This is a genomic window from Streptomyces sp. NPDC030021 (assembly GCF_055574035.1).
Genome location: NZ_JBVIAH010000005.1, coordinates 281,993 through 296,850, shown reverse-complemented (window position 1 = coordinate 296,850; position 14,858 = coordinate 281,993). Strand labels below are relative to the sequence as shown.

General features: G+C 72.8%; 14 protein-coding genes. 3 read left to right on the top strand and 11 right to left on the bottom strand.

From position 1 onward, the window contains the following. Positions 1–8: 8 nt before the first annotated feature. The 7 genes from argF to ACZ4YL_RS12395 all read right to left on the bottom strand — a co-directional run bounded on the left by argF (position 9) and on the right by ACZ4YL_RS12395 (position 9,568). Positions 9–1,037: an ornithine carbamoyltransferase gene (gene argF, locus ACZ4YL_RS12425; protein WP_468115977.1), complete on the bottom strand. Its 1,029-nt coding sequence runs from the start codon at positions 1,035–1,037 to the stop codon at positions 9–11. A 148-nt stretch (positions 1,038–1,185) separates the two neighbouring features. Continuing rightward, the gene (locus tag ACZ4YL_RS12420) at positions 1,186–2,412 is read right to left on the bottom strand and encodes an arginine deiminase (protein WP_301365636.1); all 1,227 of its coding nucleotides are present in this window, start codon (positions 2,410–2,412) and stop codon (positions 1,186–1,188) included. Positions 2,413–2,458: 46 nt separating this feature from the next. Further along, on the bottom strand, positions 2,459–2,935 hold the full coding sequence (locus ACZ4YL_RS12415; protein WP_468115974.1) for a hypothetical protein: 477 nt from the start codon (positions 2,933–2,935) through the stop codon (positions 2,459–2,461). Positions 2,936–3,150: 215 nt separating this feature from the next. Next, positions 3,151–5,742: a polynucleotide kinase-phosphatase gene (locus tag ACZ4YL_RS12410; protein ID WP_468115972.1), complete on the bottom strand. Its 2,592-nt coding sequence runs from the start codon at positions 5,740–5,742 to the stop codon at positions 3,151–3,153. Beyond that, positions 5,739–7,283 carry a 3' terminal RNA ribose 2'-O-methyltransferase Hen1 gene (locus tag ACZ4YL_RS12405; RefSeq protein WP_468115970.1) on the bottom strand — a complete coding sequence of 515 codons (1,545 nt, stop codon included), beginning with the start codon at positions 7,281–7,283 and terminating at the stop codon, positions 5,739–5,741. The genes ACZ4YL_RS12410 and ACZ4YL_RS12405 overlap by 4 nt, the downstream gene beginning before the upstream one ends. 212 nt (positions 7,284–7,495) lie before the next feature. Next, complete coding sequence (gene mmuM / locus ACZ4YL_RS12400) at positions 7,496–8,404, bottom strand: homocysteine S-methyltransferase (protein ID WP_468115968.1); 909 nt, start codon at positions 8,402–8,404, stop codon at positions 7,496–7,498. 240 nt (positions 8,405–8,644) lie between these two features. Further along, positions 8,645–9,568 carry an LLM class F420-dependent oxidoreductase gene (locus ACZ4YL_RS12395; protein ID WP_468115966.1) on the bottom strand — a complete coding sequence of 308 codons (924 nt, stop codon included), beginning with the start codon at positions 9,566–9,568 and terminating at the stop codon, positions 8,645–8,647. A 288-nt stretch (positions 9,569–9,856) separates the two neighbouring features. On the opposite strand from ACZ4YL_RS12395, the gene ACZ4YL_RS12390 reads away from it, so the two are divergent. Beyond that, positions 9,857–10,036 carry a hypothetical protein gene (locus ACZ4YL_RS12390; RefSeq protein ID WP_468116273.1) on the top strand — a complete coding sequence of 60 codons (180 nt, stop codon included), beginning with the start codon at positions 9,857–9,859 and terminating at the stop codon, positions 10,034–10,036. A gap of 46 nt (positions 10,037–10,082) precedes the next feature. On the opposite strand, the gene ACZ4YL_RS12385 is transcribed toward ACZ4YL_RS12390, so the two are convergent. The 4 genes from ACZ4YL_RS12385 to ACZ4YL_RS12370 form a co-directional block, all read right to left on the bottom strand. Beyond that, the gene (locus ACZ4YL_RS12385) at positions 10,083–10,568 is read right to left on the bottom strand and encodes a DUF6099 family protein (protein WP_030009162.1); all 486 of its coding nucleotides are present in this window, start codon (positions 10,566–10,568) and stop codon (positions 10,083–10,085) included. 123 nt (positions 10,569–10,691) lie between these two features. Further along, positions 10,692–11,111 (bottom strand): nucleotide pyrophosphohydrolase, encoded by a 420-nt coding sequence (locus ACZ4YL_RS12380; protein ID WP_468115964.1) that lies wholly within the window; start codon positions 11,109–11,111, stop codon positions 10,692–10,694. Then, the gene (locus tag ACZ4YL_RS12375; protein ID WP_468115962.1) at positions 11,108–12,541 is read right to left on the bottom strand and encodes an AAA family ATPase; all 1,434 of its coding nucleotides are present in this window, start codon (positions 12,539–12,541) and stop codon (positions 11,108–11,110) included. The genes ACZ4YL_RS12380 and ACZ4YL_RS12375 overlap by 4 nt, the downstream gene beginning before the upstream one ends. Before the next feature lie 67 nt (positions 12,542–12,608). Beyond that, positions 12,609–13,004: a cell division protein SepF gene (locus ACZ4YL_RS12370; protein ID WP_030012729.1), complete on the bottom strand. Its 396-nt coding sequence runs from the start codon at positions 13,002–13,004 to the stop codon at positions 12,609–12,611. A gap of 155 nt (positions 13,005–13,159) precedes the next feature. Between ACZ4YL_RS12370 and ACZ4YL_RS12365 the strand changes: the two genes are divergently transcribed. Together ACZ4YL_RS12365 and ACZ4YL_RS12360 are read left to right on the top strand one after the other, a co-directional pair. Further along, complete coding sequence (locus ACZ4YL_RS12365; RefSeq protein ID WP_373038421.1) at positions 13,160–13,879, top strand: DUF2470 domain-containing protein; 720 nt, start codon at positions 13,160–13,162, stop codon at positions 13,877–13,879. A 42-nt stretch (positions 13,880–13,921) separates the two neighbouring features. Next, on the top strand, positions 13,922–14,842 hold the full coding sequence (locus tag ACZ4YL_RS12360) for an NADP-dependent oxidoreductase (protein WP_468115959.1): 921 nt from the start codon (positions 13,922–13,924) through the stop codon (positions 14,840–14,842). The last annotated feature ends 16 nt before the right edge of the window (positions 14,843–14,858 follow it).

The window sequence follows — 14,858 nt, the reverse complement described above, 5'->3', positions numbered from 1 at the left end:
GCGTATGACTATGCGTCACCCCGGCCGGAACGGCCGGGCCGGGCGAGGGTGGCGACGAGCACGGCCTTGATGGTGTGCAGCCGGTTCTCGGCCTCGTCGAAGACGATGGAGTGCTCCGACTCGAACACCTCGTCCGTCACCTCCAGCGAGTCGAGCCCGTGCCGCTCGTGGATCTCCCGGGCCACCTTGGTGCCGAGGTCGTGGAAGGCCGGCAGGCAGTGCATGAACTTCACGTCCGGGTTCCCGGTGGCGCGCAGCACGTCCATGGTCACCGCATACGGGGACAGGACCGCGATCCGCTCGTCCCAGACCTCCTTGGGCTCCCCCATGGACACCCAGATGTCGGTCACGACGAAGTCCGCCCCGGCGACCCCCTCGGCGACCTCCTCGGTCAGAGTGAGCCGGGCTCCGCTCTCCGCGGCGAGCTCCCGCGCCGCGGCCACCACCGACTCGGCGGGCCAGTAGGACCGGGGCGCGACGATCCGCACGTCCATGCCCAGCAGCGCTCCGGTCACGAGGTAGGAGTTGCCCATGTTGAAGCGGGCGTCGCCGAGGTAGGCGAAGGCGATCCGGTTCAGCGGCTTGGCGGTGTGCTCGGTCATGGTGAGCAGGTCGGCCAGCATCTGGGTCGGGTGCCAGTCGTCGGTGAGGCCGTTGAAGACGGGGACGCCCGAGTGGGCGGCGAGCTCCTCGACCGCCTGCTGGCTGTCACCCCGGTACTCGATCCCGTCGAACATCCGGCCGAGCACCCGGGCGGTGTCCTTGACCGACTCCTTGTGGCCCATCTGGGAGCCGGCGGGGTCGAGGTAGGTGGTGTGCGCGCCCTGGTCCGCAGCGGCGACCTCGAAGGCGCAGCGGGTCCGGGTGGAGGTCTTCTCGAAGATCAGCGCGATGTTCCTGCCCTTGAGCAGGCGCTGCTCGACCCCGGCCTTCTTGGCGGCCTTCAGGTCGGCGGCGAGCTCGATCAGACCGCGGAACTCGGCAGCCGTGAAGTCCAGCTCCTTGAGAAAACTGCGGCCGGCGAGGTCGGTGGCCATGGGGTCGCTCCAGCGTCACGGTGACAGGGGATGTTGGAAGTCTATACGATCCTCTGTATTGATATACAGACCGGGCCCGGGACCTTTCCCCGGGCCCGGAACCCCTCCCCCAGGCACGGCCCGCCTCAGACCCCGGGCCCGGCCCGCCTCAGACCGCGTCCCGCTCGACGGGACAGCTCATGCAGCGCGGCCCGCCCCGGCCCCGCCCCAGCTCGCTGCCCGGGATCTCGATCACCTCGATGCCCATCTTGCGCAGGTGCGTGTTGGTCGTCACGTTCCGCTCGTAGGCGACCACCACCCCCGGCTCCACGGCGAGCACGTTGCACCCGTCGTCCCACTGCTCGCGCTCCGCCGAGTGCACGTCCTGCGTCGCGGTCAGCACCCGGATCGAGTCCAGGCCGAGCGCCCCCGCGATGGCCCGGTGCATGTGGTCCTCGGGGTGGTCGGTGACCTTCAGCTCCTGCGGCCCGCCGCCCGGCTCGATCGTGTAGGAGGGGAGCATCCCGAGCCCGGCGTACTGAGTAAACGTATCTCCGTCGACCATCGTCATCACCGTGTCCAGGTGCATGAAGGCCCGCGACTTGGGCATGTCCAGCGCCACGATGGACGTCGCCGAACCAGCGGCGAACAGGCCGCGCGCCAGCATCTCCACCGCCTGCGGGGTGGTCCGCTCGCTCATCCCGATCAGCACCGCCCCGTTGCCGATGACCAGGACGTCCCCGCCCTCGATCGTCGACGGGTAGTCGGCCTGCCCCTGCGACCAGTAGTGGAAGGCGCCGGAGGTGGTGAAGAGCGGGTGGTGCTTGTAGATCGCCTCGAAGTGGACCGTCTCGCGCTGCCGGGCGGGCCAGCGCATCGCGTTGATGGACACCCCGTCGTAGATCCAGGCGGAGGTGTCCCGGGTGAAGAGGTGGTTGGGCAGCGGGCCCAGCAGGAAGCCGTCCAGGTCCAGGGCGTGGAAGCGCACCGACACCGGCTCGGCGTGCCGCTCCAGGAACTCCCGCTTGGTCATCCCGCCGACCAGGGCCTCCGCCAGCTCGGCCGAGGTCAGCCCGTCGAAGACCGACCGCAGGTGGTCGGTGGCGAGCGGCCCGTACTCCTTCTCGTCGAAGACCCGGTCCAGTACGAGGTGTCTCGCCTCCGGGATGTCGAGGGCCTCGCACAGGAGGTCACCGAAGAGGTGGACCTCCACGCCCCGGTCCCGCAGCACGTCCGCGAAGCCGTCGTGCTCCTGGCGGGCCCGGCGCACCCACAGCACGTCGTCGAAGAGGAGCGCGTCCTTGTTGCTCGGTGTGAGCCGCTTCAGCTCCAGGTCGGGCCGGTGGAGGATGACGCGGCGAAGCCGCCCGGTCTCGGAGTCGACATGGAATCCCATGCCGTACACATTCCCAGACCGAACGGCTTTTTGACGTGGCGTCCGCTCAGCGAGGGGTGGTGAGGCCGAGAAGCGCCGTGGGGCCCCCGGCGAGCTCCGGGGTGGTCAGGCCCAGTTCGGGCGTGCTCAGGTTCGGCACTCCGGAGTTGGAGGCGTCCGGCATCGTCAGCAGACCACCGGCGACCAGGCCCGGGGTCCGGGCGAGCAGGTCGGTGGCCGGCGCCTCGACGGAACCCTCGCCGTCCGTCTCCGGCTTGCCCAGCAGGTTCGGCACCGGGGAGGTGACGAGGGTGCTGCCGAGCTCGGTGCTGACCGGGAGCGACGGGAGCACTGGGGTCGGAAGCATGTTCCCCCTGTGGAAGCGGGGCGCCTCGGGCGCTCCCACGACCGGCATCGGCACGCCCGTGCCCACGCGCGGGGTGTCCACGCCCAGCGTGGTCTTCACGGCGTCCAGCGGGACATCGACCGGCACCGACTGGGCCACAGCCGGGGTGGCCGCTCCGGCCGCAGCCATACAGGTCATGAGCGCCGCAATGCTTCCGCGCGCGGTCATCTTCATAGGTGACGTTCCGTCCTTCCAGGGTCGCGGACACTCCGCTGCCCTGGTTGAACGATCCCGCTGGTGGTTTTCCCGGAGTTCTCCGCGAAAGTTCCCCCATACGACCTAATTCGAGGCCGTACGGGGGCCACCCCTTTACGGGCCGTGCTGACGCGGCCCCCTCGCGCGGCGGTGCCGGCTCACAGGCGCGGGTCGACCGGCTCCGATTCCAGTGCGAGCACCGCGAAGACCGCCTCGTGGACCCGCCACAGCGGCTCGTCGGCCGCCAGCCGGTCCAGTGCCTCCAGCCCGAGCGCGTACTCGCGCAGGGCGAGCGAGCGCTTGTGCCCGAGGAACCGCTCGCGCAGCCGCTCCAGGTGGTCCGGACGGGTGTACTCCGGGCCGTAGATGATCCGCAGGTACTCGCGCCCGCGCACCTTGACCCCGGGCTGGACCAGCCGGCCCTTGCCGTCCTTGGCGTACGCCTGGAGGGGCTTGACGACCATGCCCTCGCCGCCTGCGGCCGTCAGCTCCAGCCACCAGTCGGTGCCGGCCCGTACGGAATCCTCGTCCGCGGTGTCCACCAGGATCCGGCCGGTGCGCCGGAGCAGTCCAGTACCGGCAGGCCTGCTGGCGTCGTCTGCCTCGACCAGCCGGTCCAGCCAGAACAGCTGCTCGTCGTGGGGCACCGCGGCCAGCGACCGCCCGGCCACCGCCAGCAGCTGGAACGGCGCGAACCGTACGCCGTCCAGGCCGTCGGTGGTCCAGCAGTAGCGCCGGTAGGCGTCGGTGAAGGCGGCCGCGTCGGCGGCCCGGCCGCGCTGGCGCTCCAGCAGCTCGCCGGTGTCGACGCCCCGGGCGGTGGCCGCCTCCAGGGCGGCGACGGCGCCCGGGAAGACGGCGCCGGAGGCCGCGCCGACGGCGGCGTACTGGTTGCGCAGCAGGCCGGCGGACTTCAGGGACCAGGGCAGGAGTTCCCCGTCGAGCAGCAGCCAGTCGGTGTCGAGCTCCTCCCAGAGGCCCGCACCGGTGACGGCCGAACGCAGCCGGGTGAGGACCTCCTCGGTGACCTCCGGGTCCTTGAAGAAGGGCCGCCCGGTGCGGGTGTAGACGGAGCCCGTCGGGCCGTCGACCCCGAAGCGGGTCCGGGCAGCGTCGGCGTCCTTGCAGACGAGGACGGTGGCGCGGGAGCCCATGTGCTTCTCCTCGCACACCACCTGGGCGATGCCGTCCTTGCGGTACTGGGCGAAGGCCTCGGCCGGGTGCTCCAGATAGCCGTCCTCGCGGGAGGTGGCCGTGGGCGCCATGGTGGGCGGCAGGTACGGGACGAGGCGGGGGTCCACCGCGAAGCGGCTCATGACCTCCAGGGCCGCCGCCGCGTTCTCCTCGCGCACGTTCACGTTGCCCAGGTGCCGGGTCTCCACGACCCGGCGGCCGTGCACGTCCGCCAGGTCGAGCGGGCGGCCACCCCCGGACTCCGTCCGGGCGGACCCCCACGGCCCGCCCGGCGCCTCGGCGACGAGCGGCTTGACCGGCTCGTACCAGACCTTCTCGGCCGGTACGTCGACCAGTTCGCGCTCGGGCCAGCGCAGGGCGGTCATCCGGCCGCCGAAGACGGCGCCGGTGTCGAGGCAGATGGTGTTGTTGATCCAGGTGGTGTCGGGGACCGGGGTGTGGCCGTAGACCACGACGGCCTTGCCCCGGTAGTCCTCGGCCCACGGGTAGCGCACGGGCAGGCCGAACTCGTCGGTCTCGCCGGTGGTTTCCCCGTAGAGGGCGTGCGAGCGGACCCGGCCGGAGGTGCGGCCGTGGTACTTCTCGGGCAGCCCGGCGTGGCAGACCACCAGTTTGCCGCCGTCGAGGACGTAGTGGCTGACGAGGCCGCGGATGAACTCCCGTACCTCCTGGACGAACTCCTCCGGCTCCCCCTCCAGCTGCTCGATGGTTTCGGCGAGGCCGTGGGTCCGCTGGACCTTGGAGCCCTTCAGGTAACGGCCGAGCTTGTTCTCGTGGTTCCCGGGCACGCACAGGGCGTTGCCGGACTTCACCATGCCCATGACGCGGCGCAGGACGCCTGGGCTGTCGGGGCCGCGGTCGACGAGGTCGCCGACGAAGACGGCGGTGCGGCCCTCGGGGTGGACCCCGTCCTCGTAGCCGAGCTTGGCGAGCAGGGTCTCCAGCTCGGAGGAACAGCCGTGGATGTCACCGACGATGTCGAAGGGGCCGGTGAGGTGGGTGAGGTCGTTGAACCGCTTCTCCAGGACCACCTCGGCGGTCTCGGCCTCCTCGACGGAGCGCAGTACGTGGACCTTGCGGAAGCCCTCGCGCTCCAGACCGCGCAGCGAGCGCCGCAGGTCGCGGCGGTGCCGCTGGATGACCGCTCGGGGCAGGCCAGCCCGGTCGGGGCGGGCGGCGTTGCGTTCGGCGCAGACCTCCTCGGGCATGTCCAGGACGATGGCGATCGGCAGGACGTCGTGCTCGCGGGCGAGCTGGACCAGCTGGCGGCGGGCGTCGGCCTGGACGCTGGTGGCGTCGACGACGGTGAGGCGGCCGGCGGCGAGGCGCTTGCCCGCGATGTAGTGCAGGACGTCGAAGGCGTCGCGGCTGGCGCTCTGGTCGTTCTCGTCGTCGGAGACCAGGCCCCGGCAGTAGTCGGAGGAGATGACCTCGGTGGCCTTGAAGTGCCTGCGGGCGAAGGTGGACTTGCCCGATCCGGTGGCCCCGATCAGGACGACGAGGGACAGGTCGGTGACGGGAAGTGTGCGCGTACGGGGGGTCTCGGTGCCGGTCATGCTGCCTCGCCCTCCTTCGGGGTGCCGGTGGTGCGGATCGTGTCGGTGTCGGTGGTCTCGGTCGCGTCGGTGGTGTCGGTCGCCTCGGTGCCGCCGGTGCCGTCGTGCTGGGTGAAGACGGCCATCTGGGTCGGCGGCCCGACCTCGGGGTCGTCGTCGCCGACGGGCACGTAGCGGACCCCGTAGCCGTGGCGCCGCGCGACCTGGTCGGCCCAGGCTCGGAACTCCTCGCGGTTCCACTCGAAGCGGTGGTCGCCGTGGCGGACGTGCCCGGCGGGCAAGGTCTCCCAGCGCACGTTGTACTCGACGTTGGGGGTGGTGACGAGGACCGTGCGGGGGCGGGCCGAGCCGAAGACCGCGTACTCCAGCGCGGGCAGCCGCTCCGGGTCCAGGTGCTCGATGACCTCGCTGAGCACGGCCGCGTCGTAGCCGGCCAGCCGCTTGTCGGTGTACGCGAGCGAGCCCTGCAGGAGCTTCAGGCGCGCGCTCTGCCGCTCGCCCATCCGGTCCAGCCGCAGCCGCCGGGCCGCGATCTGCAGGGCCCGCACGGACACGTCCATGCCGACGATCTCGGAGTACGCCGGGTCCCCGAGCAGCGCCTGGAGCAACTGCCCCTGGCCGCAGCCGAGGTCCAGCACCCGCTGGGCGCCGGCGACCCGCAGGGCGGCGAGGATCGCCTCGCGCCGCTGCACGGCGAGCGGCACGGGCCGCTCCTCGGTGTCGCGGGTCTCGTCCACCGCGTTGTCGAGCTCCTCGACCTCGCTGCCGTCGGCCTCGGCGAGGCGGACCAGTTCCAGGCGCTCGATGGCGTCCTGGGTCAGCCGCTTGTGGCGGGCCAGGTAGCGGGAGGTGATCAGTTCGTTCTGGGGGTGCGCGGCGAGCCAGCCGTCTCCGGCGCGCAGCAGCTTGTCGACCTCGTCCGGGGAGATCCAGTAGTGCTTGGCGTCGTCGAGGACCGGCAGCAGCACGTAGAGCTGGCGCAGGGCGTCGGCGAGGCGCAGCTCGCCCTCCAGGACGAGCCGTACGTAGCGGGAGTCCCCCCACTCGGGGAACTGCTCGTCGAGCGGTACGGGCTCGGCCTCCACGAGGTCCCAGCCGAGCGGGCCGAACAGCCGGTGCACGAGCGCGGCCCCGCCGCGGGCGGGCAGCACGGGGATCTCGACGCGCAGCGGCCGGGCCTGCTCCGGGAGCTCGGGGCGGGCGGTGCACTGTCCCTTGAGGGCGGTGCGGAACACTCCGCTGAGCGCGACGGCGAGCAGCGAGGACGCGGCGTACGGCCGGTCGTTCACGTACTGCGCGAGCGCGGCGTCCGGCGCCCCGCCCCGGCCCTTGCCCCGGCCGCGCCGCACGAGCGCCACGGGGTCCACCTCCAGCAGCAGGGCCGCCGTGCACCGCTGGACCGAGGCCTCGGGATAGAACACGTGAGCGGTGCCGTGGGAGGTGGAGAACGCCTGCGTCCTGCCGGGATGCTTGTGCAGCAGATAGCCCAGGTCGGTGGCGGGTCGTTCGGGGGAACCGGTGGTGGAGATCGTCAGGAACACGTGACCGAGTATCGTCCGTGGCCCTCCGCGCCGACCAGGGGTTTTCCCTCTCGGTCGGCGGGCGCCCCGAGCTGACCGTTCGCGACGTCCGGTGGCGGAACGGCGAACGGGACGTGCGGATGCACCTGCCCGATGTGCTGCCGGGGGACGGCTACCGGCCGAAGTGGCGCAGGCCGGCCGGGATCGGTGAGCCCGGCCGGCCTGCGGGGCCGTCAGCTTGCGCGGAGGGTCCGGGCCAGGTCCGCGATCCGGGTCGGGCCGATGCGGCAGCAGCCGCCGATGAGGCGGGCGCCGGTGGTGCACCAGGCCCGCGTGGGCCAGGGGGCGGGGGTGTCGGGGGTGCGCCAGGTGCGGGCGCCGGCGTCCCAGACCGAGCCGTCGTTGGGGTAGGCGACGAGGGGTTTGGCGGTCTCGCCGGCCGCCGCCTCCAGCGCGGGCAGGACATCGGCCGGGTCGCAGCAGTTGACGCCGACCGCGACGACCTCCGGGGAGGCGGCGGCGAGGGCGAAGGCCTCGCCGAGGGGTTGTCCGGCCCGCGTGCGGCCGGCGGCCACCGTGTAGGAGAGCCAGGCGGGTGCGCCGGTCTCGGCGAGGACGGTGAGCAGCGCCTCGGCCTCGTCGCTGTCGGGGACGGTCTCCACGGCCAGGACGTCGGGGCCGGCGGCGAGCAGGGCCTCGATGCGGGGGCGGTGGAAGGCGGCGAGCTCGCGCACGCTCAGCCCGTACCGGCCGCGGTACTCGGAGCCGTCCGCGAGCACCGCTCCGTACGGGCCCACGGAGGCGGCCACCCACACCTCGTGGTCGGCGGCCTCGGCCGCCCGGGCGGCCAGGCGCACGCTTTGCCGCAGCAGGGCGGTGGTCTCGGCACGGTCGTGGCCGTGGGCGGCGAAGGCCTCGTAGCCGACCTGGTAACTGGCGGTGATCAGCACCTCGGCGCCGGCCCGGGCGTACGCCGTGTGGGCGGCCGCCACCTGGTCCGGGCGCTCGGCGAGCACCCGGCCCGACCAGAGGTCGCCGGACAGGTCACAGCCCTGGGCGGCGAGCTGGTTGCTGAGCCCGCCGTCCAGGAGTACGGCCCTGCGGGCCAGGGCTTCGACGAGCGGGCCGGACGCGCGTGGCATGGGTTTCGCCGCCTTCCTGAGGGTTGTCCCGTACTCCCCGGCGGGCGCACGACGCCGGCTACGGCACCTCATCCCCCGGACTCCGTCCGGGGGGGACCCTGGGTTGTCGGAGCACCCGAATACGCCCAGTATGCGGGCGCCCCTCCGCCCGGGGCCCCTCCCAGCGGTAGCCGGGGGAGATGGGGAGATGCACCGCATCTGACGCCGCGCGCTGATCCGCCGGGTATGACAGGACGGCCCTCAGCGGAGCTGGGAGAGCACCTGGGCGGAGATCAGTTCCAGGTGGTCCAGGTCGTCGAGGTCGAGCAGCTGGAGGTAGACGCGGGAGGAGCCGGCGGCGCCGTAGGCGCCGATCTTCTCCACTACCTCGGCCGGGGAGCCGGCCAGGCCGTTGGCCTTGAGCTCGTCGACGTCACGGCCGATGGCGGCGGCCCGGCGGGCCACCTCGGCGTCGTCCTTGCCCACGCAGACGACGAGGGCGTTGGAGTAGCGGAGGTCGTCGGCCTTGCGGCCGGCGTCCTCGGCTGCCTCCCGGACCCGGGCGAACTGCCGCTCGCTGTCGGCGATCGACGCGAAGGGCATGTTGAACTCGTCCGCGTACCGGGCGGCGAGCCGCGGGGTGCGCTTGGCTCCGTGGCCGCCGACGAGGATGGGGACCTTGGTCTGGGCGGGCTTGGGGAGCGCGGGCGAGTTCTCCACCTGGTAGTGCTTGCCCGCGTAGTCGAAGGTGGCGCCGGCCTCGGTGGCCCACAGGCCGGTGACGATGGCCAGCTGCTCCTCCAGCCGGGACATCCGGTCCGCCGGGAAGGGGATCCCGTAGGCCTTGTGCTCCTCCTCGAACCAGCCCGCGCCGAGGCCCAGTTCGATGCGTCCGCCGGACATCTGGTCGACCTGGGCCACCTGGATGGCGAGGACTCCGGGCAGCCGGAAGGTTCCTGCCGTCATCAGCGTGCCTAGGCGGATCCGCTTGGTCTCCCGGGCCAGGCCCGCGAGGGTGATCCAGGCGTCGGTGGGGCCGGGCAGGCCGTCGGCGGATCCCATGCGCACATAATGATCGGAGCGGAAGAACGCGTCGAAGCCCAGGTCCTCGGTGGCCTTGGCGACGGCCAGGAGGGTGTCGTAGCTCGCACCCTGCTGGGGCTCGGTGAAAATGCGAAGATCCATACCCCCCATCCTGCACTTCCCGCCCCGGCAGGGTGAATCTTCGTCAACCGGACGGTCCACCCCCCGGGCCCTTCAGTGACCAGCCCGGACGGGGATCGTTGGCTCGGACGGAGCCGGACCGCCCGGCCCGCGCGCCGGCGGCGTCCCGCCGGTGCGTCCACCGCCCCCTTCCGCCCTGGAAGGGCCAGGGCCGAGGAGGCCGCCATGTCCCACGAGGCCGTGCCGGAGGCGCACCGACACACCGGAGCGACCGGACAGGCAGCGCAGGCAGCACAGGCAGCACACGACCTGGCAGGTCAGGAGCCCGTGGTACCCGCCCAGGGCGGCGGCGCGCCAAAGGGCCTGCTGCAGCAGATGGAAGAACTGATGGCCGCGCTGAACGCCGACCTGTCCCGGCTCGACGCCGATCTCCAGGCCTCCACGGACCGCACCCCCGAGGGCGAGCGCCCGTCCTACCGGTCGTCCTGACCGTGCGGGTCCCGCCGCGCACGGCGGGACCCCCTCTGTGCCGCCCTCAGGCCACGCCCGAGGCCGACCCCCGCTCACGGACCACCATGCGGCGCAGGATCGCCCGCACCCGGTCGCTCGACTCGTCGGCCGCGTCGATCGACTCTATGCACTGCCAGTACAGGGCCTCGTCGTCCGTCCCGCAGGCCACCCCGACCAGGGCTATCCCCACTTCACCCAGCAGCGCCTGGAGTCCGAGCAGCGCCTGCCGGACATCCGACACCTCGCTCAACTGCGCGGCCCTCGGCGGATATTCGGGCGCGCTGCCCTCTCCGCGCAGGGCCGCCCTGTCGAGCACCCCGCAGCCTCTGCCTCCCGCTTCCCCCAGTCCCCGTGCCTCCGATCTCAGCTCCGGCGGCCCGGTGACCGCCAGATAGCTCCCTATGCCCTGGGCGAGCGCCTGGGCCTGCCAGGCCTCACCCACGATGTCCCACGCGGCGCCACTCTGTGCCAGCGCGTGCCGACCGGCCGCGATGAGCCGTACCGCATCCATATGCCGTCCCCCGTCCGCACGACATCCCGCCGTCCTCACCACTACCCAGAGTGAGGGCAACGAGCCAGTAAAGCCAGGGGTATTCGGAAAATGTGGACACAAACGTGATTGTGGATGAGTCCATCACTCCGAAGAGTGACGATTCGGTGTCGATGCACCCGGCACGGGGAAGCGGAGTTCGTTCCTCTCGATCTTCGCGGCGAGCGCATCCAGCACATCCACCCCGAGAACCTCACAGAACTGCAGCAGATACGCGAGCACGTCGGCCACCTCATCGGCCACCCGGTGGGCCGATTCCGGCTTCTCCATGACCTTCGCCGACTGCTCGGGTGTCAGCCACTGGAAGATTTCGACCAGTTCGGCCGCCTCCACACTGAGCGCCACCGCCAGGTTCTTGGGCGTGTGGTACGGCTCCCAGCCGCGCGCCACCGCGAACTGCGCGAGCCGGCGCTGCAGTCGGTCCAGCCGCTCGTCGGGCCGCTCGCCGATCCGCCCCTCGGGGGACTCCGGCCGCCGCTCGGGCTGTTCCTGCGTCTCGTTCATGCCCTCAGGTCTACCATCGCGATGCCCGGGAGGTCGCGGGCCGCCGCCGCGGTCCCCTCCCCCACCGCCGCCACCAGCCGGATGTGGCCTCGGCCGCAGGACAGCAGGGCCAGGCGCAGCAGCTCGGCGCTCTGCCGCCGGTCGAGGCCCCGGTCGAAGCCGTCGGCCAGCACCGTCAGTGCCTGCCGCGCGGAGAGCAGTTCGGCCGCCGGGTCCATGGCCAGCACCCCCGGCCCGGTCAGCAGGACCAGCGCCAGTGCGAGGAACCGGAGTTCGCCCGCGCCCAGCCGGGCCAGCTCCGTGGCGGGCCGGCCGGGGCCGCGGTCCAGGACCGCCGCGACGGGGCCGCCGCCCGCGGGAGCCCGTACGTCCAGCCCCGCGACGGGCCCCGCGCAGCCGGTGCGGGCCGCCTCCGCGAGCAGCGCGTGGCGGGTGCCGCATTCGCTGCGGGTCCGGCGCAGCACGTCGGCCAGGTTGGCGCAGTCACCCAGCAGCCGGCCCTCGCCCGGCGGAACGGCGGCGCGCATCCGGTCCGGGCGGGGGTCGCAGGGGAACACCGCGCGCAGGGCCACGACCACCTGCTCGGCGGCGGCCAGGACCTGGCGCTGGCCCGCGGTGGAACCTGCGACGCGGAGCGGGAGCAGTGCCGTGCCGAGCCGGTCGTCGGGCAGCGGGGCCCTGGTGACGCCGATGGCGCCGCCGGTCAGCCAGGCGGCCTGGACCGAGCGCCGGCCGGGGTCGCGCAGGGCGGTGGCGAGCAGGACCTGTCCGTCCTGCGAGAGCCGTTCGCCGACGATCCGCAGCGTGGGCTCGGCCTGGACGGCGAGGTCGAGCCGGACCGGGCCGACGGGTCCGTCCACGGTGCAGCCGAGGCGGAACCCGCGCCGGCGCTGCGCGTCGGGGACGGCCCGGTCGGGGATGCGGGCGCGCGCATCCGGGAAGGCCTCCTCCAGCGTGGCCCCGGAACCCAGCCCGGCCAGGGCCTCGTAGGCGGCCAGGGCCTGGGACTTGCCGCTGCCGCTCGGCCCGGCGAAGAGGGTGAGGGGGCCGAGCGGGAAGACCGCCGAGCGGTGCGGACCGAAGGCGGAGAGCCTCAGCTCGGTGACCACGGGCCGCGGCTGCCGCTGCACGGGTTCGGCGGAGCGCCCCCCGGAGCCACCGGGGCCCGCCTGCGCCGGCACGGCCGGGTCACCGGCGGAATCGGACCGCGGTCCGGCCACCGGGGAGGCCGCGGAGGCCGCTGCGGGCACGGAAGTCGCGGAAATTGCGGAAGCGGTCGGTGTGGCAGGCGGGGCGGGCGGGGCCGGGGGCGCCGCGGCGGGCTGCTCGCCGGCCGGTCCGGCCTCGGGGGAATCGGTGCGGGTGTCGGCTAACGCGACGACGCCGGCGGCGGTGCGCCCCGCCGTTGTCGCGTCCAGGGTGGCGTCCATGCGCGGGACGGTACGGCCCGCCGGACCCCCCGTGGCTCCGGCGAACCGTTCCCTCGCGGGGACCTTCCTACGATCGGGGGACGGCCGCGGCCGCGATCCCCTCGACCTCGGTCCCCACCGGCGCGAGCAGGAAGACGTTCCGGTCCACCCGGTGCATCCCGCTGCCCAGGCCGAAGACCACGCCGCTGCTGAAGTCCAGGATCCGTTTGGCCACTTCGCTGTCCGCCCCGGTGAGGTCGAGCAGGACCGGGATCTGCGCGATCAGGTACTCCGCCACCTCCCGCGCGTCCGCGAAGATCTGAACTCTGATCACCACGAAGCGCCGCTGCTCCGCCGCCGACGCCCCGGGCGCCGTCGGTATCGTGCGGTGGTCCACCCGGGAGGGCCATTCGTTGCGACTGCGCAGGGGGACCACCTGCGCGAGCCCCTCCCACTGTTCGTCGGTGACGTCGTACCTGCTCACCGGGCCGCCTCGGCCGTGCGCTTCATGTGCATCCCCCCATCCTCTCGCGTTTCACCCGTTCAGCCCAACAACGACACGAGCACGCCGGGTACTCCCGGAGAGCCGGATAGGTTAGGTTAGGCATGCCTAAGTCACTCGGACGAGGAGAGATCCGTATGCGCCTGTTCGGTGCCCCCGCCACCCCGGCCGACCGGCCCACCGATGCCGAGCGCATCCGGTCGATCCTGACCGCCGCCCACTCCATGACCGTGGTCACCGACGGGCTGCGCTCCGAGGTCCGCCACCTCGACGGCAGCGACCCGATGGGACGGCTGCACCTGCACCCCGCCGAGCCCGGCGGCGAGTCCGAGTACCGGCCGTCGATCCGGCTGGAGTTCACCGACGTCGCCCCCACCCCCGTACGGGACCGGGTGCGCGCCCGCGTCACCGTGCTGGGCCGCCTGCTCACCCCCTACTCCGACCTGGCCGAAGGCTCCGGCGCCGACTCCACCTGCATGGAATTCGACCGGGCCGTCCTGGAGACCCCGGAAGGCCGCTCGCACGTCGGCCTCGAAGAGCTGGACGCGGCCTGCCCCGACCCCCTGTCCCCGTACGAGGCGGGCATGCTCACGCACCTCCTCGACGACCACCACGACCTGGTCACCCTGCTGCTGCGGCTGGTCCGGCCGCTGCCCACCGCCACCGTGCTCCGCGCGCTGCCGGTCGCCATGGACCGGTACGGGATCACCCTGCGGCTGGAGGAGCGGCGCGGACACCGCGACGTGCGGCTGCCCTTCCCCTCGCCCCTCGACGACGTCGAGCAGGCCGGTACGCAGATCCAGGCCCTCTTCAGCGCGGCCCGGCGGAGCTCGCACCGCAACACCCTGCCGGCCTGACGGGCCGGAATACCCGGCCGCGGACCCGCGTTGGGGACGATCATGAAGGCCATCACATACAGCGCATACGGAACTCCCGCCACACTCCAGCTCGTTGACCTGCCGCAGCCCAAGGTGGGCCCGGGCGAGGTGCTCGTCCGCGTCAAGGCCGCCGGGGTCAACCCGGTGGACTGGAAGCTCGCCGCCGGATACCTCGACCCGATCCTCGAAGTCCGCTACCCGGTCATACCCGGCTGGGACGTGGCCGGAGTCGTCGAAGCGGTCGGCGAGGACACCTTCGACTACGCCGTCGGTGACGAGGTCTACGGCTACGTCCGCAAGGAGTGGGTCGAACTCGGCACGTACGCCGAGCTGGTGTCCGCCCCCGTCCGCACCCTCGCCCGCAAGCCCCGCGAGCTGAGCTTCGAGCAGGCCGCGGGCCTCCCGCTGGCCGGCCTCACCGCCTACCAGTCCCTCACCCGCGCCGGCCTCAAGGCCGGGGAGACCGTGGTCATCCACTCCGCGGCAGGCGGCACCGGATCCTTCGGCGTGCAGATCGCCGTCGCGCTGGGCCTGCGGGTCATCGGCACGGCGGGCGCGCACAACCACGACTACCTGCGCTCCCTCGGCGCGGAGCCCGTGCTGTACGGGGAGGGACTGGCGGACCGGATCCGCGAGCTCGCGCCCGACGGCATCGACGCGGGCCTGGACTTCTACGGCGACGACGTCATCGAGACCCTCCAGTCCCTGGTCAGGGAGCGCCACCGGGTGGTCTCCATCGCCGACTACAACGCGGCCGCCAAGGGCGCCCACCAGCTGTGGGTGCGCCCGGACACCGCCGACCTGACCTTCCTGGCGGAACTGGCCGACGCGGGGAAGCTCACGGTCAACGTGGAGCACGCGCTGCCGCTCGCCGAGGCCGCCAGGGCCTGGGAGCTGAGCGCCGCGGGCCGCACCCGCGGCAAGATCGTCCTGACCGTCTGACCAGCCGACCGGCCGA

What these genes read in the sequence shown, in the direction of transcription:
- argF (WP_468115977.1), bottom strand. Translation starts at nt 1,037, where the DNA reads ATGGCCACCGACCTCGCCGGCCGCAGTTTTCTCAAGGAGCTGGACTTC.
- ACZ4YL_RS12420 (WP_301365636.1), bottom strand. Translation starts at nt 2,412, where the DNA reads ATGGGATTCCATGTCGACTCCGAGACCGGGCGGCTTCGCCGCGTCATC.
- ACZ4YL_RS12415 (WP_468115974.1), bottom strand. Translation starts at nt 2,935, where the DNA reads ATGACCTGTATGGCTGCGGCCGGAGCGGCCACCCCGGCTGTGGCCCAG.
- ACZ4YL_RS12410 (WP_468115972.1), bottom strand. Translation starts at nt 5,742, where the DNA reads ATGACCGGCACCGAGACCCCCCGTACGCGCACACTTCCCGTCACCGAC.
- mmuM (WP_468115968.1), bottom strand. Translation starts at nt 8,404, where the DNA reads ATGCCACGCGCGTCCGGCCCGCTCGTCGAAGCCCTGGCCCGCAGGGCC.
- ACZ4YL_RS12395 (WP_468115966.1), bottom strand. Translation starts at nt 9,568, where the DNA reads ATGGATCTTCGCATTTTCACCGAGCCCCAGCAGGGTGCGAGCTACGAC.
- ACZ4YL_RS12385 (WP_030009162.1), bottom strand. Translation starts at nt 10,568, where the DNA reads ATGGATGCGGTACGGCTCATCGCGGCCGGTCGGCACGCGCTGGCACAG.
- ACZ4YL_RS12380 (WP_468115964.1), bottom strand. Translation starts at nt 11,111, where the DNA reads ATGAACGAGACGCAGGAACAGCCCGAGCGGCGGCCGGAGTCCCCCGAG.
- ACZ4YL_RS12375 (WP_468115962.1), bottom strand. Translation starts at nt 12,541, where the DNA reads ATGGACGCCACCCTGGACGCGACAACGGCGGGGCGCACCGCCGCCGGC.
- ACZ4YL_RS12365 (WP_373038421.1), top strand. Translation starts at nt 13,160, where the DNA reads ATGCGCCTGTTCGGTGCCCCCGCCACCCCGGCCGACCGGCCCACCGAT.
- ACZ4YL_RS12360 (WP_468115959.1), top strand. Translation starts at nt 13,922, where the DNA reads ATGAAGGCCATCACATACAGCGCATACGGAACTCCCGCCACACTCCAG.